The sequence below is a fragment of the Bradyrhizobium sp. genome (assembly GCF_030654605.1).
In the GTDB taxonomy this organism is placed as follows: Bacteria; Pseudomonadota; Alphaproteobacteria; order Rhizobiales; family Xanthobacteraceae; genus Bradyrhizobium.
Genome location: NZ_JAURXB010000188.1, coordinates 34,185 through 58,739, shown reverse-complemented (window position 1 = coordinate 58,739; position 24,555 = coordinate 34,185). Strand labels below are relative to the sequence as shown.

Below are 24,555 nucleotides of genomic sequence, written 5' to 3'. Positions count from 1 at the left end.
TGCTGCTTTTTCTTCAGGACGGCGACTTCGAAGTCTGGAACACGGGTTTCAGGGTGAAGATCTCACCGAGGCGCGCGTAGCGTGGCCCGCCAATGCGGGCGATCGGATCGAGCGCTTCGGTCTCGATCTTGCCGTTGTTGAGAAGGCCGTCGCGGATGTGGAACACCAGGACTTCGCCGACCAGGAGTCGGCTGCGGGTCTCGCCGAATTCGAGGCACTGCCGGAACCGGCACTCCATCGCGATCGGCGCCACGGCGAGACGCGGCACCTTGACGCGCTCGCTCGGCACCGTCTCCAGGTTCAGCTCCTCGACCTCGCTGACATCGGGCGGATGCTCGGTGGAGCTTTCATGCACCGCATTCATCAGCGTGGAGTCGGCGATATGGACGACGAACTCCTCGTTGTTGAGAATATTGTGCGCGGTGTCCTTGTAGACCCCGGCCTTGCGGCCGACGCTGATCGCCAGCATCGGCGGCTTCGGCGACACAAAGGTAAAGGCGCTGAACGGAGCGAGGTTGACGACGCCGTCGCCGGACAGAGTGGTGACCCACGCGATCGGGCGCGGCACCACGATGCCGGTCAGCAGCCGGTAGGCCTGTTCGGCCGCAAGGTCAGACGGATCGATCCGCATCGGGCGCGCCCTTTCAGCCGGCCTTGATGTTGGCCTTGCGAACCACCGGAATCCATTTGGCGTCCTCGCGCTCCAGGTAGCTCCTGAACTCGGCCGGGGTCATTGCCACCGCCGCGGCGCCGAGCGCGTTGAATTTCGCGACGACTTCAGGGTCCTTGAGGATTTTGGCCAGCGTGTCGTGGAGTTTGGTCACGATCTCGGCGGGCGTGCCGGCGGGCGCGAACAGGCCGGTGAAAGTCTGGCCGTCGAATTCCTTGTAGCCGAGTTCGGTGAAGGTCGGCACATCGGGAATCCACGAGGCGCGGTTGGCGCCCGTGACCGCGAGCGCCCGCACCATGCCGTTCTTGATGAAGGGAAGCCCGACCGAAATCTGGTCGAACGCGAACTGGACCTGGCCGCCGATCAGATCGGTGGAAGCCGGCGCATTGCCGCGGTACTGCACGGTGACCCACTGCAGGCCGAGGGTCGACTGTACCAGCTCACTGAGCAGATGATTGGTGGTGCCCGGTCCGGGCGAGGCCATCGTCAGCTTGCCGGGCTCGCGGCGGGCGAGCTCGAAGAACTCCTTCAGAGTCTTGGCCGGCACCGCCGGATGCACTTCGAGCACCAGCGGCGTCATCGAGATCGAGGTGATCGGCAGGAAGTCCCGCTTCCAGTTGTAGGCATCGCGCTGGGCGATTTCGGGGGCGAACAGCACCGGCCCGTTGGCGCCCACGAATAATGTGTAGCCGTCGGGCGCGGATTTGGCGAACGCCTCGCCGGCGATCAGGCCGCCGGCGCCGGCCTTGTTTTCGATGATGAAGGTCTGGCCGAGGATTTCCTGCAGCTTGCTGCCGATGATGCGCGCCGCGCCATCGACATTGCCGCCGGCCGGGTATGGCACCACCAGGCGCACCGTGCGCGCGGGCCACTGCTGGGCTGCCACCGGACCGGTCAGCGGGGTCATCAACAGCCCCGCGACAGCGGCCCACATGATCGCGAAAAATCTCATGATATCCTCCCGAAAGCCGCGCGGCTGGAGCCGCCAGATTGTCGTTGCGGTGTGAACCGGAACTGCCCGCGAGCTGTCGCTGGTCGGGCGCCGCGATCATGGCCGGCCCCCTTTCGTTGTCGACGGAATTGTGGTGGATATGTCCACATTATGGACACCGGCGGGGCAGGACATCAGGACCATGGCGGAGCGGCGAAGGGCATCGGGACGGGACATTCCGGAGCCCCGGCCGGGCGCCCAGGCGATCCGGCGGGCCCTGTCGGTGTTGCGCATTCTCGCGGCAGGCCGTGAGGAAGGCGTGAGGCTTTCGGAGGTCGCGCAATCCACTGCCCTGACCCGGCCCACCGTGCACCGCATCGTGCACGTGCTGGTCGAGGAGGGCATTGCCGAGCGCAGCGACAAGAGCGGCCGTTACGTCATCGGCCGTCAGGTGTCCGAACTGGCATTGGCGCGGCAGTCGCGCTCCCCGCTGCTGGTCGCGGCCGAACCCTATCTGGCGAAGGTCTCCGCACAGCTCGGGGATACGTTGTTCCTGACGGTGCGGACCGGGCTCGATACGCTGTGCGTCGCGCGCCGGATCGGCTCCTATCCGATCCAGGTGCTGTCGATCGAAGTCGGCGCGCGGCGCCCGCTCGGCGTCAGCAGCGCCGGCGTCGCCATCCTCGCCGCATTGCCGGCGCATGACGCGCGAAAAATCGTCGCGGCCAACCAGGTGAGGTTCAAGGCCTACCGCACCAGCTTGCCGGCGGTGCTCGGCCAGATTCAGGCGGCGCGGCACCGGGGCTATGAACTGCGCGACATCGGCCTGGTGCCGGGAACGAAGTCCCTCTCGGCCTGGATCAGGGGTCCGGACGGCGCGCCCGCGGCGGCCATTACCATCTCGGCGGTCCGCCACCGGCTCAACCCGCGGCGCGAGGCGGAAGTGGCCGACACCCTGCTCGACGCCGCGCATACGGTCGAACGGGCGATTGCCGCGGGGAAGTGACTTGGCGGTGTCGCTCTTCCAACAAGGCGAATACGCGAAAGAAGCGCCCGACGCTATTGCCCTTGTCCGGTATGTGCTGGCGATCCCGGCATGACTCGAACATGCGACCTACGGTTTAGGAAACCGTCGCTCTATCCGGCTGAGCTACGGGACCGAAGCCCCGCGCGATACGGCGGAGGCCTGGGCGCTTTCATATCAAAGCGGGCGGGTGATCGCCAGCCCTCCGGCGGTCGTGGCCATGGCGTTTTCGGACGAAGCCCTGCCTGACGCCCGGTTCCGGCGTGGCGTATGACAGGGCTTCAAAAGCAGATACCGAGCACCGTCATTCGGCACGATCGAGCCGGCATCGTTTTTCCGGTCTTCGAAGCGGCTTTCTTGCCCGCTGCCGGCTTCGGCTTCTCATAGTCGCCGGCGATCACCATCGCCCAATAGGTTTTGGAGGTGGCGCTCCGGGCGCTGGCGATGCCGACGCGGGAGGCTTTCGGGAGCAGCAGATTCTTGCGATGGCCCGCCGAGTTGATCCACTGGTCGAGCGTCCTTTTGAAATCCTCGTAGCCATACGCGATATTCTCGGCGGCGCGCCCCGCCTTTGCCGGCGCCATGCGCGAATTGAACGGCCCGAGGACGTCGTGATCGAGCCTGTCCCTGGCGGCCATGGCCCTGGCCTGGTCCAGGGCGATCCGGTTCAGGGTCGCGTCGATGACGACACTGCCTTCACCTTGCTTCGCACGGAATTCCGAGATCAGCGATGCGGGCGACGGTTCCGCGGATGCAGCGCTGCCAAGGCTCAGCGGCAAGGAGAGAACAATAGCGAACAGGACTTTCATTACGTTCGCGTCGCCTCGCCACCGATGTCACATACTGCCGGCCCCGCGCTCGATGCGCGGGGGCTGCCTGTTGATGTCCTGACAACGCATCAAAGCGAAAGCGTGGCGGATGGCTTCGATCCGGAAGGCGCTACGCCTTGATGTTGTTCTCGCGCACCACCTTGCCCCAGAGGCTGACCTGCCTGGCGAAGAAAGCGCCGAACTCCTTGCCGTCGGCCAGCAGCAGCGACATCTGCTGGGTATCGCGCAGCTGCGCCGCGATCGCGGGCTCGCTCAGGATCTCCTTGACCGATTTCGCCATGCTGGCAGTGACGTCGGCAGGCGTGCCGGTGGGAGCGAAGATGCCCCACCAGGCCAGCGTCTCGGAATCCGGGAAGCCTGCTTCGATGCCCGTCTGGGTATCCTTCAGCGACGGCAGCCGCTGACGTCCCAGCTGCAGCAGGGGCCGGAGGTTGGGCCCGAGCTGCGCCGTCACCAGCGCCGCCGATCCCGCGATCAGGTCGACATGGCCGCCGAGCACGTCGTTCATGGCAGGCCCGCCGCCGCGATACGGCACATGGGTGATTTCCACGCCGGCCTGCTTGGCCAGCATCGTCATGGCGAGATGGCCGAGGGTGCCGATGCCGACCGAGGCGTACTGGATCGAGCCCGGCTTTGCCTTCGACGCCGCGATGACGTCGGCAAAGGTCTTGAACGGCCGGCTGGCGTTGGTCGCGATCACATAGGGCGCGGTGCCGACCAGAAACACCGGCTCCAGATCCTTCTCGACGTCGAGCTGCGGCTTTTCCAGAATGGCGGGAATCACCGCGTGCGAGTCGAAGGTCACGAGAAACGTCATGCCGTCAGGCGCGCTCTTGGCGACCTGGGCGGCGCCGAGCGAACCGGCGGCGCCGGACTTGTTCTCGACCAGCACGGTACGGCCGAGCCTGGTTTGCAGATGCGCCTGCAGCAGCCGCGCCAGCGCGTCGGTGGAACCTCCCGGCGGAAACGGCACCACCAGCGTCAGGTTCTTGGCCTGCTGTGCCAGCGCCGGCGTGACGGCGAAAGCGGCCGACGCCGCCAGCATGGTACGTCTCGTGATCTTCCGCATGTCGCTTCCTCTGGTGATTGTTGCTGCGCTTTGTTCGTATTATTCGCAGAGTCAAGAATTGCCGAAGCCAGATCCGGGCTTCTTGTATTCCGGCCGCGGCGGGCTGAAAATATCGAGCACCCGCGCGCCTTCCGGCCCGGCGCGCATGGTGTGCGGCACGTGGCCCGGGGTACGCCAGAAATCGCCCTTCTTCACCTCGATCTGCTCATCGCCCTGAAACCGGATCGCCGAGCCGTCGAGCAACACGCCCCATTGCTCTTCGGGATGATGATGCCGCGTGCCTTCCGCGTTCGGCGCCAGCGTCACCACCGAGAGCATGGCATGCTCGCCGGCGAAAATCCGCGTGGTGACGCCCGCCGCGAGCTCGCGAAACAGGCCGTCATCCGGATTATCCAGATTGTGAAATTCGTCCTTCTGACTCATCGTGGCGTCCTCAATGTCTGTCGATCAGAATTTGCGATCAGAATTTGCGATCAGAATTTGCGATCAGGATTTGCGATCAGGATTTGCGATCAGGATTTGCGATCAGGATTTGGCGTAGGAGCCCTGGTAGCGGCCCTCGCGGATCGCGGTGAGGGTTTCCTCTTCGCGCGCGATCTGGGCCCGCACCGCTTCCAGCAAGGTGGTTGCGATGGCGGCGGGAAACGACACCACGCCGTCCTCGTCGCCCACCACGATGTCACCGGGCGAAATCACCGAGCCGCCGATCGACACCGGCACGTTGATTTCGCCCGGACCGCTCTTGTAGGGCCCGCGGTGAATCACGGCGCGGGCGAAGCATGGAAAGTCGGATGCGGCGAAGGCGGCGACGTCGCGGATCGCGCCGTCGATCACGTAGCCCGCGGCACCCCTGTGCTCCGCGATGTTCTTCATGATCTCGCCGACCAGCGCCCGGGTCTCGTCGCCGCCGCCATCGACGACGATGACATCGCCCGGCCCGACCAGTTCGAGCGCCTTGTGAATGGCCAGATTGTCGCCCGGCCGGGTGCGAACGGTGAACGCGGTACCCACCAGCCGGCCAGAGCGATGGAACTGGCGCAGTCCCACCGCGCCCGGCAGCCGGGCCAGATTGTCGCTGATGATGCAGGTCGGCGCGTTCCTGAATGCCTCGATCAGATCGGCGGCGGGCTTCGGCACGCTCGTCATGGCCGTGGTGACGCTCATCTGGCTGGTTCCTTTGGTAATTCGGCGCATTCCGGCGCGCGTTCCGGGAGCGGCTGCGGCATGGTCTGCGCTCGCATACCGCCTCCGGCGCGACATCTGCAGCCTGTATCGTGGTGAGGTCAAGTTACGCCCTGAACCAATCCTTCAATAGCTGATATTCAGGAAACCATCGTACCTATGCCGCGCTGACGACGGCGCCGCGGGGCGCAAATAGTGTCTCCATTTCCCTCCGCGCTTTGACCGCCGGCTGATTCTCGTCGATGGCGACGTCGCTCCAGTTCAGCAACTGGTCCTTGGCGACCGGCCTCACCAGCCTGAGCTGGTGAGCAAGCCCCAGCGGAAGACCGCCCTGCGCGAGCGAGCGTGCCGAGGGGACGAGCTTGCCGAACACGGTGTAGCCGCCCTCGCCATCCAGCATTTCGCCCGGCGCGAGGTCGCGCTTGGCGGTGGCCACCACGTCGGCGTTGAAGCAGGTTGCCACGCCCGTCGGTTCGTTGCGCAGTCCCACCGAGGCGACGGAGATGCCGAGTTCCAGCCCGATCATGTGCCAGCGCCGGTACATGCTCATGTAGCGCCCGCTGGGATCGGTGACGACGCTGTACTCCTTGAAGCAGCGCCGGATGTAATCCGTGTCGGCCTCGATGCAGACCCAGACACCCTTGCGAATGTCGTAAGGGATCTGCACGCCATCGGATGTCAGGCATGAAACCACCTCGACCAGTCCCTTGCGGTCGAGGATACCGCCTTCGCTTTTCGGCCGCATCAGGGTGGGGATGTCGTCGATCGAGCCCGGCGGAAAACCCAGTCCCGCGTCGGATGCCTCGAGGCCGGTCGCATTGGCGATCGCCGCACTCTCGATCGCCGGCTTCGAACCGTCGAGGAACGCATTGAACATTTTTGGATTGAGACCGCCCTCTTTGGCCTGTTCCGCCGTCAGGCCCCAATGGGTCCAGACCGTATCGGGGGTCGACTCCCGATATTGCGGCAACCACTTGTGGCCGCGGCCGGCGGCGACCACCGAAAAGCCGGCGGTCCGCGCCCAATCCACCAGCTCGCAGGCGAGCCCCGGCTGATCGCCATAGGCCAGGCTGTAGATCACGCCGGCCCGGGCGGCCTTGTGCGCCAGCAGCGGCCCGCAGAACGCATCCGCCTCCACCGTGACGTTGATGACATGCTTGCCGTGGCGGAACGCCGCCAGCGCATGCTCCACCGCTGCGGGCGGATTTCCGGTGCATTCGATGATGATCTCGATTTCCGGATGCGCCACCAGCGCCTGCCAGTCGTCGCCGACATGGGTTGTTCTCGTCTTCACCGCGTCATCGAGCGAGCACGCCGAAAAGCGCTCCGCAGGCCAATCGACGCGGGCGAGATTGGCTCTTGCATTGGCCGGCGAAAGATCAGCGATCCCGACCAGATGAATGCCCGGCGTGCGCGGCACCTGCGCCAGATACATCGACCCGAATTTGCCGGCGCCGATCAAGCCTACCCGGAGCGGCCGGCCGGATGCCTCGCGCTCGCGCAGCTTGCTGAAAAGATTCATCTGATGTCTCCGGCAGGAAAGTGGAAATCGAGATCGGCCAGCGGCGACTATATTCGGCAACAGCCGGGGGCGCCAATCGCTGCCTGCCAGCGCTATCGGCATATTCTCTGCAATTTCAGTGCGATGCTGAATTATCGACCTTCACGGCGAACCCAATACGTCAGAATGAGTGCCGGAAAAACGCCCAGTTCCGGGGTGACAAGCGTCCCGATAATGGCGACAATTGGTGTAGGTTGCGTCGCGGGAACCTGGTCTTGAAAATTTCGGAAAATCGTCGGTGATGGCGTCACGTACATCCACCTTGCTGATCGCAACGTTCGCTGCCGGCGTCGTGCTGACGCCGCCGTGCGCGCAGGCGCAGTGGTGGAGCAGCAAGCCGGCCGATTTCGAGTCATGCGCCGACACCGCCGAGAAGGCATCGACCAAGGAAGAAAAGACATCCAGGCTCGGCGACTGCCATTCGAAATTCGCAGGCCGGCGCAAGCCCGGCGGCGGCTACACCTATTTCGATTTCATGCAGAACCGGCATTTCGACATCGCGGGACCGAACCCGACGCCGGAAGAGCAGAAGAAAATCGACGAAGAGTATATTGCCTATCTGGAGCAGGAGCGGCGCTCCACCATCGCCGCCGCCTTCACGGCCCGACAGCGGCAAGTGCAGCAGGTCTCGCTGAAAAGCGAAGTTGAAAAGGTCCCGGTGCCCAGGGGGAATCCGGCGCGACAACAACAGGCCGCCGCCACAAGCGAGCCCAGATCTGGCGAGGTGAAGTCCGGCGAGGCGAGGTCTGGCGAGGTGAGGTCACGGACCAGGGCCACCAATTGCGCCAGGGATTCCTTCTCCTGCGAGTGGCCGCGACTCTCCGAAGGCATCAAGGATATCAAGAGGCTGTTCAACCCGTCGCCTAGCAAGCCGAAGCGGAGCTGAGATTCGCGGAACGCCGCATACCTCGCCGCGGTCATTGCGAGGAGCACTCCTGTCCGCCAAAGCCCGCCTTCGGGCGAAGGCGGATGCGACGAAGCAATCCGGCTTTCTTGCTTGCCGCAAGATGGATTGCTTTGCTTCGCTCGCAATGACGGAAACGAGCGTAGCCCGGATGGAGCCAGCCGGTCGGCGCAAGGCGCCGCCCGATGGCGCAATCCGGGCTACCCAGCAACAATCATCATCTCAACCCATCGGGGCGTCTCGTATCTGCCCCGACGCCGTGCGAACGCGCCGCCGCCGCCGGCCCCGCGCCTTGTAACCGTCATGGCGCGCCGTTATGTTTGTCGCGGGGCTGGTACGCGGCAGGAGACGACAATGGGTTTACTCGACGTACTCAACGGCATGCAGAACGGCCCGCGCGGCCCGAGCAATCCGAACGCGCAGGACAAGGGCGGCATGTCGCCCATCACCATGGCGATCCTGGCGTTGCTGGCCTACAAGGCGGTCAAGCACATCGGCGGCGGCGGCAAACCGCAGACTGCTCCCGCACCGGCGCCCTCACCCAACACCATCAATGCCGGGCTGCCCGGCGGCGGCATGGGCGGCGGTCTCGGCGACCTGCTGAAGGGCGGCCTCGGCGGCCTGCTCGGGGGTGCTGCCGCCGGCACCGTGATCTCGGGCGGGCTCGGCGACCTGCTCAAGCAATTCCAGCAGCATGGCCAGGGCGAGGTGGCTGATTCATGGGTCGGCAAGGGCGAGAACAAGTCGATTGCGCCCGGCGATCTCGGCAAGGCCCTGGGCGTCGATCAGATCAATGCGCTGACGTCGCAAACGGGTTTATCTCGCGACGAGTTGCTTGATGGACTGAGCCGGCAATTGCCCGGCGTAATCGACCAGTTGACGCCGGACGGACGGCTGCCGACCGAAAGCGAATTGTCGAAATGGATCTGACGCAGGCTTCGCCTGCCAGCCTGCATTCTGGAAAAGGACGACACAAATGAGCGGCATCCTCTGGATCATTCTGGTCGGCTTTGTCGCCGGCCTCATCGCGCGATGGCTGTCGCCGGGCCCAAACACACCGGGCGGCTTCATCCTGACCACCGTGCTCGGCATCGCCGGCGCGTTTCTGGCGACCTTCATCGGCCAGGCCATCGGCCATTACGGCCCGAACCAGGGCGCCGGCTTCATCACCGCGACAATCGGCGCGGTGGTGGTGCTGTTCATCTGGAACCGGCTGGTGGCGAGCCGGGTGATTTCGGATCCGGGCGCGAAGTAGGGCGTAGTACCGTAGGGTGGGCAAAGGCGCGCTCTTCGCGCCGTGCCCACCATCTACGATCGAACAAGCCGGGGAATGGTGGGCACGGCGCAAGCCCGCCTTTGCCCACCCTGCTTTTCGATATCCTCACGTAATCAGATGCAGCCCCGCATCCATTCGCACGATCTCGCCGGTCATGTTGCTCGACGCCGGCGTCGCCAGAAAACACACCAGCGAGGCGATATCTTCCGCCGATGAGGCGACCTTGAGCGGCACCCGCGCGATCACGCTGTCACGCACCGCCTTGGCACCGGCCTCGCCGCGGCCCTTGGTGAACCAGGGCGTGTCGATATAGCCGGGGCATACCGTGTTGACGCGGATCAGCGGCGCCAGCGCGCGCGCCAGCGAATAGGTGATGGTGTTGAGCGCGCCCTTGCTCGCGGCATAGGCAATCGACGAGCCGACGCCGCTGATGCCGGCGACCGACGAGATGTTGACGACGGATGACGCCCGGCCCGAGGCCTTGGCGCCAGCCTCCAGCAGGCCGCGCGCGGCGCGGACCATCTGGAACGGTCCGATGGTGTTGACGCCGAACAGCCGCTGAAAATCCTCCGCTGACAATCCGTCGAGATCGGCATGCGGGACATGCTTGGTAATTCCGGCATTGTTGATCAGCGCGTCGATCCGGCCCCAGGGGGCCGCGGCCGCGACGATCTTCTTGCAGTCCTCGTCTTTCGAGACGTCGCCCTGCACCACCACCACTTCGGCGCCGGCGGCACGACAGAGATCGGCGGTGGCCTCGGCTTCCCCGGCGCTGGAGGAATAGTTGACCACGATGCGCGCACCGCCCTTGGCCAGAATGGCCGCGGTCGCGGCCCCCAGGCCGGACGCCGAACCGGTGACGACTGCGCACAAAACATCCCTGGACATCCGAAACTTCCTTTTCTTGACTATCCGATCCGGGCCGCGATCTACCATATCGCGCGGGCAAATACCCGCAAATCCACCAAACTCCATTGGGCGGAATTCGTGGGCCCGGTAGCCATTGCTGCATGCCGGCCCCGCAGGCGGCCCTGCGGCAGGCGCTTGTCTTAGCAGTGGCTTTTTCTCATCATGCGGTGCAAGAAAAGATCGCACTCAGGGCCCGGCGGAACTGCCGGGCACGGTGCCAATTCAAAACGAGGAAACGCTGTGGCGGAGAGTGAGAACATCGTTGCCGAGACCGCCGAGAAGATTTTCGCGGATCTCGCCGACGCCCAGACCATCAACAGCGACAAGAACGGCAGCTGGAAAGCGCCACTGTGGCAGGCGCTGACCGAATCCGGCCTGCCGCTGTCCTGGGTGCCTGACGATTTGGGCGGCTCCGGCGCCAGCCTCGCCGAAGGTTTTAGTGTGCTGAGTTCGGCCGGGCGCTTTGCGCTTGCCGTACCGCTTGCCGAGACCATGCTGGCGGGATGGCTGCTGGCGCAGGCGAAGATCGCCTCTCCCGAGGGCGAGATGACGGTGGCGCCCGCGAGCCCCCGGGATCGCATCACGCTCAACGCCGACGGCACCTTGTCAGGTCGCGCCCGCGGCGTGCCTTTCGCCAAGGCCGCAAAGCATATCGCCGTGCTTGCCGACGGCGCCAATGGCTTGTCGGTCGCGTTGGTCGATGCCGCCGCCGTCAGGATCGAGGCGGGCCTCGGGCTCGGCGGCGACGCCAGCGACACCGTCACATTGACCAATGTTACGCCGATCGCCATCAAGCCGACGCCGAAGGGTTTCGACCAGACCGCGCTGATGCTGATGGGCGGCGTGGCGCGCAGCCTGCAGATCGCCGGCGCGCTGGAATCGATGCTCGACATCAGCGTGCGCTATTCCAACGAGCGCGTCGCGTTCGAGAAGAAGATCTCGAAATTCCAGGCGGTGCAGCACAATCTGGCCAAGCTCGCCGGCGAGTCGGCAGCAGCCTTGGCGGCTGCGACTTCAGCGGCGGACGCCATCGCCAACAGCACCTCGTTCGACGACGCGTTCTTTCTGGAAGCCGCATCGGCCAAGATCCGCTGTTCCGAAGCCGCCGAAAAGGGCGCCGCCATCGCCCATCAGGTGCATGGCGCCATCGGCTTCACGGTCGAGCACATTTTGCACCGCTATTCCCTGCGCGCGCTGGCCTGGCGTGACGATTTCGGCTCCGAGAGCTACTGGGCGGTCGAACTCGGCAAACTGGTCGCCGACCGCGGCGCCGACGAGCTGTGGCCGCTGGTAGCGTCGCGCTGATACCCGATAAAATTCGTCTGCACGAAAGACCTGAGCCATGACCGCAGCCCTCCGTTTCGATCCGATCCGCCTGCCGCCCGAATGCGAGCAGCTGCGCAAGGAAGTACGCCAGTTTCTCGCCGACGAAATCGCCGCCGGCACTTTCGACCCGCATCAGCCCAACCGCGAGGATACCGACGCGCCGGAATTTTCCCGCAGGGTCGGCGAGCGCGGCTGGCTCGGCATGACCTGGCCGAAGAAATATGGCGGCCACGAGCGCTCATTTCTGGAGCGCTATGTGGTGACCGAGGAAATGCGCGTCGCCAACGCACCGACGCGCCGCTTCTTCGTCGCCGACCGCCAGAGCGGCCCGGTGCTTCTGAAATACGCGCCCGAGCATATCAAAATGGACATCCTGCCGCGGATCTGCCGCGGCGAGGTCTGCTTCGCCATCGGCATGAGCGAGCCGAACTCCGGCTCCGACCTGTTCGCCGCCAAGACCAAGGCGACCAAAACCGACGGCGGCTTCCTGATCAACGGCACCAAGATCTGGACCTCGTCGGCGCACATCGCCGACTACATGATCGCGATCTTTCGTACCTCGCCGCCGACGAAAGAAAACCGTCGCCACGGCCTCACGCAATTCCTGGTCAAGATGAAGCAGCCGGGCATCCAGGTGAACCCGATCGGCCAGATCACCGGCCAGTTCGAGTTCAACGAGGTGGTGTTCACCGACTACTTCGTTCCCGACGATCATATGCTGGGTGAAATCGACGGCGCCTGGAAGCAGGCGACATCAGAACTCGCCTACGAGCGCTCCGGACCGGAACGGTTCCTGGAAACCTATTATGTGCTGACCGAACTGGTTCGCGCGGTTGGACCGAATCCGGACACCCGCAGCGCCGAGGGCATCGGACGCCTCGTCGCGCAGTTGCATACCATGCGCCGGATGTCGGTGTCGGTGGCGGGCATGCTGCAGGCCGGCAAGGAGCCTGTGGTGGAAGCCTCCATCGTCAAGGACATCGGCACCATCTGGGAGCAGCAATTGCCGCACCGGGTGCGCGATCTCGCCGCCTTCGTCGAGGAGAACGCCACCAACCGCGAGACGCTGGAGAACCAGTTGTCGTTCGCGATCAAGACCGCGCCGAAACTGACCATCCAGGGCGGCACCACCGAAGTGCTGCGCGGCATCATCGCCCGCGGGCTCGGGCTGCGCTGACCCAATTCAATCCAATCGAGGACCATCCATGACCAAATTCACAGATATCGGCGTCGAGAAGCACGGCCACGTCGGCCTGATCGAAATCCGGCGGCCGCCGCTGAACTTCTTCGACATCTCGCTGATCAACCAGATCGCCGACGCGCTGGAGGAGTTCGACAGGGATATCGAGATCCGCGCCTCGGTGCTCGCCGCCCAGGGCAAGGCGTTCTGCGCCGGCGCCAATTTCAGCGATCCGGCGCGGCAGGCGCAGGAGGCGGCCGAGGCCAATGCTGCCAAGAAGGGCGATCCGGCCGACAGCCTCGGCTCGATCAACAGTCTCTATCTCCACGCGGTGCGCATCTTCCGCGCCAAAAAGCCTGTTGTCGCCGCCGTGCAGGGCGCCGCCATCGGCGGCGGCCTCGGCCTCGCGGTGTCAGCTGATTTCCGCGTCACCTGCCCCGAGGCCCGCTTCTCCGCCAACTTCACCAAACTCGGCTTCCATCCCGGCTTCGGGCTGACCACGACGCTTCCCGAACTGGTCGGCAAGAACAACGCCGAACTGATTTTCTACACCAGCCGCCGCGTCACCGGCGAGGAAGCCACGAAAATGGGCCTCGCCAATGTGTGCGTGCCGCAGGACCAGGTCCGCGCCGAGGCGATGAGGCTCGCACAGGAGATCGCCGAATGTTCGCCGCTCGGCCTGCTCTCGACCCGCGCCACCATGCGCGCCGGCCTCGCCGACCGCGTGCTCGCCGCCACCAACCATGAACTCGCCGAACAAAGTCGCCTCCGCGCCACCGAGGATTTCAAGGAAGGCGTCAAGGCGACCGCCGAGCGCCGCGTGGCGAATTTCAAGGGGCGGTAGGTCTACACCACATAGCCAGCTTTCGCCGTTGGCTGCAGGTCGGCCGGTTTTCGATCCCGGCGACCGTCCATGGAAGCCGCCCCTTCGGCCGAGTCATTGCGCATCCAACAACAGGCCTGCGTGCCAGCGGTCATGGCGCGGCCAAATGCCTCGGCGCAAAAACGCTTGCAACTTTAGATGATTCACAAGAGGATATGCCTACCTTATTTCTTCGCCCTCCCGGGCTGAATTTTTTATTTCAATTTGATGAAGTTGAAGGGACAGATGATGAACTCTTCCCAATCCAAGCTTGAACGCCTGCGCAGCTATAACGCATTCATCCGCGGACTCGATCCGAAGCTCGGCCAGGAGGGCGTCGATGTCGCGCGGAGTACGCCGACGCTCGAGGCGGCGTCAGCGGATGCAGCCGCCCCGGACGTCGCCCTGGAAAGTATCATCCTCAGGACGACGCGTCCGGTTCTCGAAATTCGCGACAGCGAAACGATCCTCAAATTCGCAGACCAGGCTGACAGTGCCATCTGGACGGACCGCCTGACGAAGGCCAAGCCATTTCTCGACAAGGCCATACGCGCCGTCGGCCGCATCAATTTGCAGGGCGCGCGGCTCGATTGGGTGGGCACGGGCTGGCTCGTCGCCCCCAACATCATGGTCACCAATCGTCATGTGGCGCGCGAGTTTGCCGTCCGAAAAGGCGGTGGCTACACGTTCCAGGTCGGCCTGGATGGCCCCATGAGCGCCAATGCTGATTTCCTTCAGGAGATCAAGGGTTCGGGCACGCTGATCTTCAAGCTGATCCGGCCGTTGCACATCGAGGACGAGCCTGGCCCCGACGTGTCGTTTTTCGAGATCGAAGTCAGTAGCGGCGACAACCGACTGGCTGAGCCGATCGCGCTCGCAACTGAAATCGGGGTCACCCAGAACGTGGCTACCATTGGTTACCCGGCCTTTGACAGCCGGATTCCCGAACCCAGCCTGATGGAAGATATTTTCGGCAGGACGTACAATAAGAAGCGGCTTGCACCGGGAGGCATTACCGAGGTCAAGTCGACGCTACTGCTGCACAATTGCACTACGCTCGGCGGCAATTCCGGTTCGGCCGTCGTCGATCTCGACAGCGGCAAGGCGCTCGGTCTGCATTTCAGCGGCAGCTTCCTCGCCACCAACTACGCGGTACCCGCCGACATCGTAAAGCGGCTGCTTGACCAGGTTCGCAGCGGTCGCGTAACCCGTTCCGAAGCGCGAAAGCCGACGCCGGCCCCCGCCGTGGGTCCCGCGGCACGTGTCGCCTCCGCGCCTGCCGCGGCGGTTACGCGAAGTGCCGGCGGCGCCACCAGCTTTACGATCCCGCTGACCGTCACGGTGTCGCTCGGAGACCCGGCCGCGCCGGCGGCGCGGCGTCCGCGGCCCGCGCCCTTGCCATTGATCGACGCCGGCGGTGGCATGGCGGGAGGCGAGGAAGCCGTCGCCGAAAGCTATCGCGATCGCGAGGGATATCAGCCGGAGTTTCTGGGCGACGGCAAGATGAAGATCGACCTGCCTTCGGTCGACCGCGCCGAGGACGACGTGCTCGATTTCGAGATCGACGGCAAATCCGAGACCGAACTCAAATACGAACACTATTCGGTAGTGATGAGCCGCAGCCGCCGGATGTGCTTCTTCAGCGCGGTGAACATCGACGGCAATCTGTCGAAGAAGAGCCCGCGGGTCGGATGGAAATGGGACCCACGGATTCCCAAGGCGCAGCAGATCAAGGACGAATGCTACGGCAGCCCGCCGAAGTTCAGCCGCGGTCACATGACCCGGCGGGAAGATCCGGGCTGGGGCGAGCGCAAGGAAACCGCCAAACGCGGCAACGAGGACTCGATGCACGTCACCAATGCGACGCCGCAGATGCAGGCCTTCAACGCGCCGATCTGGCTGGCGCTGGAGGATTACGCGCTCGGTCACGCCCGGGAAGACAAGATGCAGATCTCGGTGTTCACCGGCCCGTATTTCGACCATCAGGACCCCGAAATGTACGGCGTGCGGATTCCGCTGGCGTTCTGGAAGATCATCGCCTTCATCCACGACGAGACCGGCAAGCTGTGCGCTACCGGGTACGAGATGAACCAGGAAACCACGCTGCAGCCCGAGGAGGAATTCGTGTTCGGCGCGTTCACCTCGCCGCAGCTCAAGATCGCAACCCAGGTGTCGATCCGCTCGATCGAGGCGCGCAGCGGCATCAGCTTCGGCAGGCTCGCCAGCGTCGATCCGCTGGGCGGCAGCGAGGAGGGATTGGGAGGCGGCGGATCGCGGGCACCGCTGGAGGCGCTGGAGCAGATCCGGTTCGTGTAACCTGACGGCGAACGCAAGATGGCAATCATTGACGAGTCGCCGTTTCCAGTCGGGAAACCCATGGCGCTGGAATTGGTCCGCGTGCTGGCGGGAATGTTCCGGACCGAACGGGAGGCGGTGCCATTCACCTCTCCGTTCGGAATCGATGAACTCGACGTCCCGCCCGGACTGAGCCCATTCGACCTCTGGTACGATCTGCTCCGCAAGCTCGCCGTGCAGGGGACGGTACGTCAGGTCGTTCTCGCGGCGCGTGATAAATTTCCGAAGAATCCCCACGTCGCGTTTCTCAATGCGTTGCTCGCCAATGCGACCGCACCTGTCAGCGCCGAACCCATGCCCAAGGAAGGGGATTCGGTCGCTTTCAATGATAGCGTCACCGAGCCGGAAGCGTTGCTGTTTTTCGACGACCTGACCATCCCCGTGGGCCACGTCGTGAATCTGATCGCCACTCTGACCAAGGTGACGGCGATGGCGCCGGCGGTGTGCCTGCTGCGGGTGCAGAATCCGTTCGGATCGTATTTCGGCACCGGCTTTCGCATCAGCCCGGAGCTAATTCTTACCAACCATCATGTGCTGTTTCCCGGCAACAGCGTTGCCACCAGGGTGCAGGCGGATTTTGGGTTCGACGTCGCGGCCGACGGCGCCGCGCTTGCTGTTATTTCGCGTGCAGGAGACGTAGGCACCATCAAGGGCGAGATGCCGGATGACTGGGCGGTGATAGAGATCGCCAATATGCTCCCGGAATGGCCGATACTGCCGCTTGATGCCGGCCTCACTCCGCAGGTTGGCGACCTCACCTATATCCTGCAGCATCCGGGCGGCCATCAAAAACGGCTCGGCTTCGTTCGCAACACGATCAGCGACGTCAAGGACGGCGTGGTCCGCTACCTCACGGATACAGAGCCCGGTTCGTCGGGAGCACCGGTCTTCGACACGGCGGGGCGGCTGATTGCGTTGCACCATGCCGGCGGTCGCCCGGTCGAGGTTGCCGGCAAGCCTCCCGTGGCAAAGAACGAAGGAATCCGCATCAGCCGCGTCGCCGAGCGGTTGAGCACTAACAACATTTTGATGTGAATCCCGGAAATCGGCGGAATCGTCTCCCGGGACCATGGCGAAGTTAATGTGTAGTCCGCTAGGATGGATCATGCGATCAAGGCAGAGCTGAGATCAATCAGATGTCGATCATCGACGAGTCTCCATTTCCCTTTTCTGACCAGAGCGGCGCAGAGCTGCAGCGCGTCATGGCCGGGATCTATCCCGATCAAGACAAGGCAGTAACGTTTGCCGCAAGTTTCGGGGTCGATCAGCTCGATATAGCGGACGGACTCGCGCCATTGGCGGTCTGGAGAGAATTACTCGAGCAGCTGGCGAAATCCGGCAAGGTTCGCGCAGCGGTCCAGGCCACCCGCGACAAATTTCCAGGCAACGCGAATGTACCGTTCCTGGACGCCTTGTTGGCACAGAAGCCCAGTCGCGTAGCGTTCGTACTCAACAGCAGACCGTTCGGATGGCTGAGGAAAGGCGGTCAGTTTGTGTCGGCGCAAGCGAAATTCTTCGCAGGCCTTGCGGCTTGCATCATCCTGTTTGGCGCTATCTTCATGCTGGTGGCCGACGACGAACTCTCGATCAAGACGCTCGATGAGTGGGGGGGCCCCGTGAGCTTCGTCAATTTGCAGTATGTACCGAAAAAGCGCACGCCCTCCGGTCAACCACGGACATTGCAGTCCGATGACGAAGGGTTCTTCCGAATTCAGCAGCACGATCTGGGCGAGCCACCCCAGATCGGCCTCATTCTCGATGAAGCCAATTTGCCGCCGCGATGGGCGGGTAACCGTGCGCTTCCCGTGCTGCAGGTGGTGAAGGTCAACTATGCCGAGCGCGGGGTTCCGCTCTGGAACAAGACTCGCAAATTGTTCTTGTATGTAAAGCTTGAGGGGGGCAACGCTCGAGGAGATCAGCAATGAGACCGCAGGCAATCCTTTTGGTGGCCTCCATGCTCGTAACGACGCCGCCTGCGTCGGCCGGCCTGTTTGAGAGCGTGAGGCCCAATATCATGGGTCTGGTCGCGAAGGATTCGGGTGCGAAGTCGGGAGCACGCGATATCATTCAGAAGCAATTCGAACTTTCGCCGGCTCCCGAGAGAATCGCCGCAACGGATGAATTGCTCAAGAAAATACAAGCAGCTTCCGACCCCATGGAAAAGGCGGCGACGGCCCTGGCTTTGGCCAAATTGAAATCGCCCTGGGAAGCCAGCAACCACGACGACCAGGTCGCCGCCCTGTACAAGCTGTACCTGGAGACGAAGGACCCCAGCCTGGGACGATATCTGGATGACGCACTATCCAATGCGAAGGGCCTGTATCTCGATGGCATCAACGATTTCAACAGCGACAACGTCTCGAATCCCGTAGCGACTGCGGCGAAATTCCAGCGCATGGCCGACAGTTTCCCAAAAAGCCGATATGCATCCAGTTCCGCCTACTATATCGGGCAATACTGGACGCGCGTTGGTTTCATCCAAAACAACTTTTCTGACAGTATCCCCAAATCCGACACCGCGTTCACGAACTTCATAAAGCGGTCGAAGAACGGAGATTTTCCGAATACGAATTTCCTCACTGACGCGTCTTTCTTCAAGGCGCTCAACAGGATACTTGTCGGCAAGGAAAAAGATGCGCTTGCGCAGCTTGACGACCTCAGGAAGGAGCTGGGCAACAGCAGCCCCAATATTTACGTCTATCAGCTGTTCTACAAGACCAGGGACAAGACAACCGAGGTGGACCGGTACATCCCTGCGCAAAGCCTCATCGATGCCACCGTCAAATTCATTCAGGCAAATCCCGGCAAGCTTCCGGAAGCCCAAAGCGATTTGGCCAAACAACTGCTCTCGCCCAGCAAGAGCTGAGGTAGGCGAGAAAGCCGGAGGCCCGAACTCTCGTGTCCGCCTCCAATGTGGATCGACTTCGGCAGGCTCAGGCAACCGGTCTGAGATTTGCCCCCGCACAGATCAAAGTTGTCGTCCCCGATCTTGCATCCCTTCGCCTTCGCCGCCTCGCGCACCTGGGCAACATGCTTCACGCGAGGCGGTCCCGGCTTGCGCCAACGGCGCGGCGCTGCGCGCCGACCCGCTAGCTTCATCCGGGCTTCTGGCTACGTTTTCCTCACCACCAGCGCATCGACGATCGTGACGCCCTGCCCTTCCGGATGCACCAGCACCGGATTGAGCTCGATCTCGGAAATCTCGCGCGCCTGCTGCGCGGCCAGCACCGAGACCTGTGCGATCAATTGCGACAGCGCGGGAACGTCGGCCTGCGCGGCCCCGCGAAACCCGTTGAGCAGGGGCGCTGCCTTCAGTTCAGCGAGCATCGCGCCGGCTTCCACCGTGCTCACCGGCGCCGGGCGGTAGACCACATCCCTGAACAATTCCGTGGTGACCCCGCCGAGGCCGACCATGATCATCGGGCCGAACGTTGCGTCCAGCATGGTGCCGACGATGATCTCGACGCCCTTTTTCGCCATCGACCCGATCAGCACGCCCTGGATCCCGGCATCCGGCCGGTGCCGCCGCGCGTTGTTCAGCAATGCTTCATAGGCCAGAAACACCTCGCCCTTGCTCGCGATGCCGACACGCACGCCACCGACCTCGCTCTTGTGCGGGATGTCGCGCGACTGGATTTTTGCCACCAGCGGAAAGCCCAATTGGACGATCGCGGCATCGAGCCCGCTCTTCTCCGTCACCAGCACTTCATCCGGTACCGCAATGCCGGCCGCGCGCAGCAGCGCCTTGCTGTCATGCTCGGAAAGCGTCGCGGACTTCAGATGCGCCGAGAGATCGCACGGCGGCGCCGTTGCGTCGACCTTCGGTGCAAGTTTGAACCGGGCGCGCTCCACCATCCGCCGCATCGCGACGCCGGCATGCGTCAGTCCCGACAGCACCACGGCGCCGCAGGCCGCGAACTCGCTGCGCGCGAAGGCCGACGGCAGCGTGTAGGAATAGAACACGATCGGCTTGTGCTGTGCTGATATCACCGGCCTCAACTCGGCCTGCTTGAACGGCACCCGTGTGTCGCTCGACAGCGACAGCACCACCAGGATGGCGTCGACCTCCCCGGACGCGCTGAGCAGGTCGATGCTGTTCTGCAGACCACCGGAGTGCACGCCCTGCGCGGTGACGTCGATCGGATTGCCCGCGGCGCCATAGGACGGCAGCAGCTTCTTGATTTCCGTCTGGATCGCCGGTGACAGTTCCGGCACCTGCAAGCCCTGCAGCGCGACGGTATCCGCGCCCCAGATCCCGGCCCCGCCCGACACCGTGAGCACGGCGACGCGGTCGCCTTTCGGCAGCGGGTTGGTGGTGAGCACCGCCGCGATGGCGACGGCCTCGTCGAGATCGTTGGAGACGATAAAACCGTATTTTGCGAACACCGCATCATAGGCGGCGGACCAGCCGGCCATGCTGGCGGTATGCGAGGCGGCGGCGCGCTCGCCGGCGCCGGAGCGGCCGACCTTTGTGACGATGACGGGCTTTCCCGACTCCGCCGCGCGGCGTGCCGCGGCGAGGAACTTGTCGACGTCGCGGATGCCCTCGATGAACAGCAGGATCACGTCGGTGGAGGCATCCTGCACCATGTAGTCGAGGAATTCACCGGCGCCCAGATCGGATTCATTGCCGGCACTGACGCAATAGCTGATCGCCACCCCCAGCGCTTTCGCGCGATGCTTGATGGCAAAGCCGATGCCGCCCGATTGCGCGACGATGGCAGCCCGGCGTTTCGTCGCGACCAGCGGCACATGGCCCGGCTTGACGTCGACGGTCGGGCTGAAGGTCGCCGCGACTTTCTGCACCTCGCTCAGGAAGCCCTCGGCGTTGGGACCGGAAATCCGCATCCCCGTCCGCTTCGCCAGCGCCACGATGGCATCCTGCATCGCGGCGCTGTCGCCGCCCTCCTCCGCAAAGCCGGAGGAAATGATGACGGCATTTTTCACGCCGGCCGCGGCGCATTGCTCGAGTACCGCGAGCACGGCGCGGGCGGGAATGATGACGATGGCGAGATCGATCGGCTGGCCTACGTCTGATATCGATTTGTAGCATTTGAGCCCGTCGATATCGCCGTAGTTGGGATTGATCGGATAGATCTGGCCCGGATACTCGTTCTTGCGCAGCATCGACAACAGCCGCCCCGGAATTTTCTCCAGGTCGCGCGACGCCCCGATCAGCGCGATGCTGTCGGGCGCGAAGAAGGTGTCGAGCGGATGGGGCATGGAGAATGGTCCCTTGGTCTTGTTCAGCGCGCGACGTTCATTGAATTAAGCGTGGCTCTTGAAACGTCATTGCGAGCGCAGCGAAGCAATCCATACTCGCCAAGTAAAGAAAGAATGGATTGCTTCGTCGCAAGGGCTCCTCGCAATGACGTTGAGAGGTCGGAGCATAGCCCCGATGGAGCCTGCGCGCTCACCCCACCAGCCGGAACGTCACGCCACCGAGTTCAAACGAATCGCCCGACACCGCATAGCCCCTGGCCTTGGCGGCGTCGCGCACTTTCGCAACATCCCCCACCCTGAAAGTCAGCCCGCTCATGATGTCGCCGGCACCATCCACGAAACGGAAACTGGCATTGGGCAGCTTCAGCTCCGGTTCGCCGGCTTCGCCCGTGCTCACGGGAATCCCGATGATCCTGCCCCAATGCGCGGCCAGCACCTCGGGCTCCGGGCTTTCCATCTCCACGCCGGTCAGCGCCTGCGTCACATCCTTGCGAATCGACTTTTGCCAGTCCGGTCCGGCCGGCGGATACGGCCCCAGAATATTGTCGCTGCCCGCGGTGTGGTTGAATTCGATGAAGGCGGCGCGGCAATCGCGGGGGTGTAGCTGCACGCCGTGATACGGCGCGTGGTCGATGACATTGGCGGTGCGCACGCCCATTTTCGCCGCGTGCGCGCCGCGTTCGTCGGGATCGTCGCAGCAGAAGATCGCCATGTAGCCGCCGCGACCGCCGGTCTTCTCGATGAAGCGCCCCGCCGCGGTGCCGGGCTGGAACGGCGCCACCACTTCGAGCAGGATCGTATCGACCGGCAGCAGCGCGTTCTCCAGGCCATACTTGGCGACGTTACCGTCGCGGTAACAGATGTTCAGCCCCATGATGGCGGCGATATCGCCGACCGCGGGCTCGATGGCCGGCGCCACCAGGCAGATCTGCCGCAGCCTCATGAAACCAGCCATCTCATGCCCCCTCGATCAATGGTTCTGAAACACGGGCTTGCGCTTCTCGACGAAGGCTTTCGCCGCTTCCTTGTGGTCGGCGGTCTCGCCCGAGCGCGAGTGATGCATGGCTTCCGCGTCGAAGCAGGCTTCCAGCGACATGTGTTCGGCGTTGTTGATGTTCTTCTTGATGTAGCCGAGCGTGATCGAGGGCCCCTGCGCCAGCGACATCGCCAGTTCATGTGCCGCCGACTCGACCTCGCCGTCGGGCACGACCTTCGTTACCAGGCCGAGCGCCAGCGCCTCCTGCGCCGACAGCACCGGCGACATCAGATAGAGCTCGCGGGCGCGGGCGCTGCCGAGCATCTGCGTCAGGAAATAGGTGCCGCCGTAATCGCCTGACAGGCCAACCTTGGCAAACGCCGTGGTGATCTTGACCGATGCCGAGGCGACGCGGAGATCGCAGGCCAGCGCGATCGACAGCCCGGCGCCGGCGGCCGCGCCGTCGACCTGCGCCACCACGGGCTTCTGCATCTCGTGCAGGATGCGCGAGACTTCCATGCCGCGCCGCAGATTGGTCTTCTTGGCCTCGAACGGCAGCGGCGCCCGCCCCTCCGCCATCGATTTGACGTCGCCGCCGACGCAGAAAGTGCCGCCGGCGCCCTTCAGCAGCACGGCGCGAACCTCGTGATCCTCCGCCGCGCGCCGCGCCGCCGCCACCAGCCCCAGCGTCATCTCGGGATTGAGCGCGTTGCGCCGGTCCGGCCGGTTCATGGTGATGGTGAGCAGGCCCTGGTCGAGATGCTGCAGGACGATTTCGTTGTTCATTGTTGTTTCCCTGGGTCGTTATTCGATCTCGTCGTCCCTGCGAACGCAGGGACCCATAATCCCGGTCATCAGTCGTTGCCAAACCGTCTACATCCGCCCGTCAACCGATGGGCCGCGGCGTATGGGTCCCCGCGTTCGCGGGGACGACGATGGCCGTCACTTCTTCACCAGCGGGCAGCGCGACGCTTCCAACGGCTGGAATGCATCTTTGCCGGAAACCGTGCCGACCAGCTTGTAATAGTCCCAGCGCCCCCTGGATTCCGACGGCTTCTTGACCTCGAACAGGTACATGTCGTGCACCATGCGGCCGTCGTCGCGGATCTTTCCGTTTTTGGCGAACATGTCGTTGATCGGCGTCTCCTTCATCATCTTGATCACAGCCGCCGCGTCGGTGGTGCCGGCGGCCTTCACCGCCTTCAGATAATGCGAGACCGAGGAATACACGCCGGCCTGGGCAGTGGTCGGCGGCCGCTTCCTGCGTTCCGTGAAACGCTTTGAAAACGCACGCGTCTCATCGTTGAGGTCCCAGTAGAAGGCTTCGGACAGCAGCAGGTTTTGCGCGATTTCAAGGCCGATGCTGTCGATGTCGGTGATGAAGACGAGCAGCGGCGAGGCCTTCTGCCCGCCCTTCATCAGGCCGAACTCGGCGGCCTGCTTGATCGCGTTGATGGTGTCGCCGCCGGCATTCGCCAGACCGATCACCTTGGCCTTCGACGCCTGCGCCTGCAGCAGGAAGGACGAGAAATCAGATGTATTGAGGGGATGGCGGACGCTGCCCAGCACCTTGCCGCCATTCTTCACCACCACATTGGTGGTGTCCCTTTCCAGCGCTTGTCCGAAGGCATAGTCGGCGGTCAGGAAAAACCAGGTGTCGAGGCCGGACTTGACCGCCGCAAGCCCCGTCACATTGGCCTGCCCATACGTGTCGTAGGTGTAGTGCACGGTGTAGGGACCGCACGCCTCATTGGTAAGCGCAACCGTGGCCGGTCCATTGAAAATGATGAGCTTGTTGCGCGCCTTTGCGATCTCGCCCGCGGCAAGCGCCGTTGCGGAAGCCGCGACATCGAAGATCATTTCGACGCCCTGGTTGTCGAGCATGTCGCGCGCGAGGCTGGCCGAGACGTCGGCCTTGTTGAGATGGTCGGCGACGACGATCTCTACCTTGCGGCCCAGCACCTCGCCGCCAAAATCCTCCACCGCCATCTTCGCCGCGGCCTCGCTGCCCGCCCCGGTGATGTCGGCATAGAGCCCGGACATGTCGAGGATGCCGCCGAGTTTTAACGGAGGTTTTGTCTGCGCGAGGGCGACACCTGCCGACAACGCCAGCGCCGATGCCAGAACACCCGAAAACACCCGTCTCATCAAAGCCTCCCTGCGAAGGGCCGCATTCGCTGCGACCTCACTTCTGTTGCCGCAATCATGCCGGAAGGTGTCAGCACCGGCAAGGCACGGAGCGGCGCGGCAGGCATGCTGGAGCTTTGCGGCGCGGGC

The 24,555-nt window shown here is 63.8% G+C and carries 23 protein-coding genes and 1 tRNA gene; 11 read left to right on the top strand and 13 right to left on the bottom strand.

Features of this window, described 5'->3' with window-relative positions:
* Window positions 1–13 precede the first annotated feature (13 nt).
* Together Q7U29_RS17370 and Q7U29_RS17365 are read right to left on the bottom strand one after the other, a co-directional pair.
* Window positions 14–631 (bottom strand): flavin reductase family protein, encoded by a 618-nt coding sequence (locus tag Q7U29_RS17370; protein WP_304743526.1) that lies wholly within the window; start codon window positions 629–631, stop codon window positions 14–16.
* Window positions 632–644: 13 nt separating this feature from the next.
* Window positions 645–1,622: a tripartite tricarboxylate transporter substrate binding protein gene (locus Q7U29_RS17365; RefSeq protein ID WP_304743525.1), complete on the bottom strand. Its 978-nt coding sequence runs from the start codon at window positions 1,620–1,622 to the stop codon at window positions 645–647.
* Window positions 1,623–1,803: 181 nt separating this feature from the next.
* Here Q7U29_RS17365 and Q7U29_RS17360 point away from each other — a divergent pair, with 181 nt between their 5' ends.
* Window positions 1,804–2,607, top strand: a complete 804-nt coding sequence (locus Q7U29_RS17360) for an IclR family transcriptional regulator (protein ID WP_304743558.1) — start codon at window positions 1,804–1,806, stop codon at window positions 2,605–2,607.
* Window positions 2,608–2,684: 77 nt separating this feature from the next.
* Here the strand turns inward: Q7U29_RS17360 and Q7U29_RS17355 are convergent.
* From Q7U29_RS17355 to Q7U29_RS17330, 6 genes are all read right to left on the bottom strand, one after another.
* A tRNA-Arg gene (locus Q7U29_RS17355) sits at window positions 2,685–2,761 on the bottom strand.
* Between the two features lie 145 nt (window positions 2,762–2,906).
* Complete coding sequence (locus Q7U29_RS17350) at window positions 2,907–3,434, bottom strand: CAP domain-containing protein (protein WP_304743523.1); 528 nt, start codon at window positions 3,432–3,434, stop codon at window positions 2,907–2,909.
* Between the two features lie 130 nt (window positions 3,435–3,564).
* Window positions 3,565–4,524, bottom strand: coding sequence for a tripartite tricarboxylate transporter substrate binding protein (locus Q7U29_RS17345; protein WP_304743522.1), 960 nt, complete (start codon window positions 4,522–4,524; stop codon window positions 3,565–3,567).
* Window positions 4,525–4,575: 51 nt separating this feature from the next.
* Window positions 4,576–4,947, bottom strand: coding sequence for a cupin domain-containing protein (locus tag Q7U29_RS17340; protein WP_304743521.1), 372 nt, complete (start codon window positions 4,945–4,947; stop codon window positions 4,576–4,578).
* 102 nt (window positions 4,948–5,049) lie between these two features.
* A complete protein-coding gene (locus Q7U29_RS17335; protein WP_304743520.1) occupies window positions 5,050–5,688 on the bottom strand; it encodes an RraA family protein in 639 nt (212 codons plus the stop codon).
* Window positions 5,689–5,863: 175 nt separating this feature from the next.
* A complete protein-coding gene (locus Q7U29_RS17330; protein ID WP_304743518.1) occupies window positions 5,864–7,228 on the bottom strand; it encodes an NAD(P)H-dependent oxidoreductase in 1,365 nt (454 codons plus the stop codon).
* 280 nt (window positions 7,229–7,508) lie between these two features.
* On the opposite strand from Q7U29_RS17330, the gene Q7U29_RS17325 reads away from it, so the two are divergent.
* From Q7U29_RS17325 to Q7U29_RS17315, 3 genes are all read left to right on the top strand, one after another.
* Window positions 7,509–8,153, top strand: a complete 645-nt coding sequence (locus Q7U29_RS17325) for a hypothetical protein (RefSeq protein ID WP_304743516.1) — start codon at window positions 7,509–7,511, stop codon at window positions 8,151–8,153.
* Between the two features lie 372 nt (window positions 8,154–8,525).
* Window positions 8,526–9,101, top strand: coding sequence for a YidB family protein (locus Q7U29_RS17320; protein ID WP_304743515.1), 576 nt, complete (start codon window positions 8,526–8,528; stop codon window positions 9,099–9,101).
* Between the two features lie 46 nt (window positions 9,102–9,147).
* Entirely contained in the window at window positions 9,148–9,426 is a 279-nt protein-coding gene (locus Q7U29_RS17315) for a GlsB/YeaQ/YmgE family stress response membrane protein (protein ID WP_304743513.1), read from the top strand.
* A gap of 126 nt (window positions 9,427–9,552) precedes the next feature.
* On the opposite strand, the gene Q7U29_RS17310 is transcribed toward Q7U29_RS17315, so the two are convergent.
* Window positions 9,553–10,335, bottom strand: a complete 783-nt coding sequence (locus Q7U29_RS17310; protein ID WP_304743511.1) for an SDR family NAD(P)-dependent oxidoreductase — start codon at window positions 10,333–10,335, stop codon at window positions 9,553–9,555.
* Window positions 10,336–10,596: 261 nt separating this feature from the next.
* On the opposite strand from Q7U29_RS17310, the gene Q7U29_RS17305 reads away from it, so the two are divergent.
* The 7 genes from Q7U29_RS17305 to Q7U29_RS17275 all read left to right on the top strand — a co-directional run bounded on the left by Q7U29_RS17305 (window position 10,597) and on the right by Q7U29_RS17275 (window position 18,945).
* Complete coding sequence (locus Q7U29_RS17305) at window positions 10,597–11,661, top strand: acyl-CoA dehydrogenase family protein (protein ID WP_304743510.1); 1,065 nt, start codon at window positions 10,597–10,599, stop codon at window positions 11,659–11,661.
* Between the two features lie 37 nt (window positions 11,662–11,698).
* Window positions 11,699–12,859, top strand: coding sequence for an acyl-CoA dehydrogenase family protein (locus Q7U29_RS17300; RefSeq protein WP_304743508.1), 1,161 nt, complete (start codon window positions 11,699–11,701; stop codon window positions 12,857–12,859).
* A gap of 28 nt (window positions 12,860–12,887) precedes the next feature.
* Window positions 12,888–13,706 (top strand): enoyl-CoA hydratase/isomerase family protein, encoded by an 819-nt coding sequence (locus Q7U29_RS17295; RefSeq protein ID WP_304743506.1) that lies wholly within the window; start codon window positions 12,888–12,890, stop codon window positions 13,704–13,706.
* A 267-nt stretch (window positions 13,707–13,973) separates the two neighbouring features.
* A complete protein-coding gene (locus Q7U29_RS17290; RefSeq protein WP_304743505.1) occupies window positions 13,974–16,040 on the top strand; it encodes a DNA/RNA non-specific endonuclease in 2,067 nt (688 codons plus the stop codon).
* 18 nt (window positions 16,041–16,058) lie between these two features.
* Window positions 16,059–17,114, top strand: a complete 1,056-nt coding sequence (locus Q7U29_RS17285; RefSeq protein ID WP_304743503.1) for a trypsin-like peptidase domain-containing protein — start codon at window positions 16,059–16,061, stop codon at window positions 17,112–17,114.
* Window positions 17,115–17,215: 101 nt separating this feature from the next.
* Window positions 17,216–18,004 (top strand): effector-associated domain EAD1-containing protein, encoded by a 789-nt coding sequence (locus Q7U29_RS17280; protein ID WP_304743502.1) that lies wholly within the window; start codon window positions 17,216–17,218, stop codon window positions 18,002–18,004.
* On the top strand, window positions 18,001–18,945 hold the full coding sequence (locus tag Q7U29_RS17275) for a tol-pal system YbgF family protein (protein WP_304743500.1): 945 nt from the start codon (window positions 18,001–18,003) through the stop codon (window positions 18,943–18,945). Before Q7U29_RS17280 ends, Q7U29_RS17275 begins: the two co-directional genes overlap by 4 nt.
* A gap of 245 nt (window positions 18,946–19,190) precedes the next feature.
* On the opposite strand, the gene Q7U29_RS17270 is transcribed toward Q7U29_RS17275, so the two are convergent.
* The 4 genes from Q7U29_RS17270 to Q7U29_RS17255 all read right to left on the bottom strand — a co-directional run bounded on the left by Q7U29_RS17270 (window position 19,191) and on the right by Q7U29_RS17255 (window position 24,426).
* On the bottom strand, window positions 19,191–21,302 hold the full coding sequence (locus Q7U29_RS17270; RefSeq protein ID WP_304743498.1) for an acetate--CoA ligase family protein: 2,112 nt from the start codon (window positions 21,300–21,302) through the stop codon (window positions 19,191–19,193).
* Window positions 21,303–21,492: 190 nt separating this feature from the next.
* Window positions 21,493–22,257: a hypothetical protein gene (locus tag Q7U29_RS17265; RefSeq protein WP_304743497.1), complete on the bottom strand. Its 765-nt coding sequence runs from the start codon at window positions 22,255–22,257 to the stop codon at window positions 21,493–21,495.
* A 15-nt stretch (window positions 22,258–22,272) separates the two neighbouring features.
* Complete coding sequence (locus Q7U29_RS17260; RefSeq protein ID WP_304743496.1) at window positions 22,273–23,064, bottom strand: enoyl-CoA hydratase; 792 nt, start codon at window positions 23,062–23,064, stop codon at window positions 22,273–22,275.
* Window positions 23,065–23,220: 156 nt separating this feature from the next.
* Entirely contained in the window at window positions 23,221–24,426 is a 1,206-nt protein-coding gene (locus tag Q7U29_RS17255) for an ABC transporter substrate-binding protein (RefSeq protein ID WP_304743494.1), read from the bottom strand.
* Window positions 24,427–24,555 lie beyond the last annotated feature (129 nt).

Bases quoted from the DNA above. Each gene is read 5' to 3' on its own strand.
- Q7U29_RS17370 (WP_304743526.1), bottom strand. From the start codon at position 631: ATGCGGATCGATCCGTCTGACCTTGCGGCCGAACAGGCCTACCGGCTG.
- Q7U29_RS17365 (WP_304743525.1), bottom strand. From the start codon at position 1,622: ATGAGATTTTTCGCGATCATGTGGGCCGCTGTCGCGGGGCTGTTGATG.
- Q7U29_RS17300 (WP_304743508.1), top strand. From the start codon at position 11,699: ATGACCGCAGCCCTCCGTTTCGATCCGATCCGCCTGCCGCCCGAATGC.
- Q7U29_RS17345 (WP_304743522.1), bottom strand. From the start codon at position 4,524: ATGCGGAAGATCACGAGACGTACCATGCTGGCGGCGTCGGCCGCTTTC.
- Q7U29_RS17280 (WP_304743502.1), top strand. From the start codon at position 17,216: ATGTCGATCATCGACGAGTCTCCATTTCCCTTTTCTGACCAGAGCGGC.
- Q7U29_RS17350 (WP_304743523.1), bottom strand. From the start codon at position 3,434: ATGAAAGTCCTGTTCGCTATTGTTCTCTCCTTGCCGCTGAGCCTTGGC.
- Q7U29_RS17290 (WP_304743505.1), top strand. From the start codon at position 13,974: ATGAACTCTTCCCAATCCAAGCTTGAACGCCTGCGCAGCTATAACGCA.
- Q7U29_RS17340 (WP_304743521.1), bottom strand. From the start codon at position 4,947: ATGAGTCAGAAGGACGAATTTCACAATCTGGATAATCCGGATGACGGC.
- Q7U29_RS17295 (WP_304743506.1), top strand. From the start codon at position 12,888: ATGACCAAATTCACAGATATCGGCGTCGAGAAGCACGGCCACGTCGGC.
- Q7U29_RS17320 (WP_304743515.1), top strand. From the start codon at position 8,526: ATGGGTTTACTCGACGTACTCAACGGCATGCAGAACGGCCCGCGCGGC.
- Q7U29_RS17360 (WP_304743558.1), top strand. From the start codon at position 1,804: ATGGCGGAGCGGCGAAGGGCATCGGGACGGGACATTCCGGAGCCCCGG.
- Q7U29_RS17265 (WP_304743497.1), bottom strand. From the start codon at position 22,257: ATGGCTGGTTTCATGAGGCTGCGGCAGATCTGCCTGGTGGCGCCGGCC.
- Q7U29_RS17330 (WP_304743518.1), bottom strand. From the start codon at position 7,228: ATGAATCTTTTCAGCAAGCTGCGCGAGCGCGAGGCATCCGGCCGGCCG.
- Q7U29_RS17315 (WP_304743513.1), top strand. From the start codon at position 9,148: ATGAGCGGCATCCTCTGGATCATTCTGGTCGGCTTTGTCGCCGGCCTC.
- Q7U29_RS17275 (WP_304743500.1), top strand. From the start codon at position 18,001: ATGAGACCGCAGGCAATCCTTTTGGTGGCCTCCATGCTCGTAACGACG.
- Q7U29_RS17335 (WP_304743520.1), bottom strand. From the start codon at position 5,688: ATGAGCGTCACCACGGCCATGACGAGCGTGCCGAAGCCCGCCGCCGAT.
- Q7U29_RS17260 (WP_304743496.1), bottom strand. From the start codon at position 23,064: ATGAACAACGAAATCGTCCTGCAGCATCTCGACCAGGGCCTGCTCACC.
- Q7U29_RS17325 (WP_304743516.1), top strand. From the start codon at position 7,509: ATGGCGTCACGTACATCCACCTTGCTGATCGCAACGTTCGCTGCCGGC.
- Q7U29_RS17255 (WP_304743494.1), bottom strand. From the start codon at position 24,426: ATGAGACGGGTGTTTTCGGGTGTTCTGGCATCGGCGCTGGCGTTGTCG.
- Q7U29_RS17285 (WP_304743503.1), top strand. From the start codon at position 16,059: ATGGCAATCATTGACGAGTCGCCGTTTCCAGTCGGGAAACCCATGGCG.
- Q7U29_RS17270 (WP_304743498.1), bottom strand. From the start codon at position 21,302: ATGCCCCATCCGCTCGACACCTTCTTCGCGCCCGACAGCATCGCGCTG.
- Q7U29_RS17310 (WP_304743511.1), bottom strand. From the start codon at position 10,335: ATGTCCAGGGATGTTTTGTGCGCAGTCGTCACCGGTTCGGCGTCCGGC.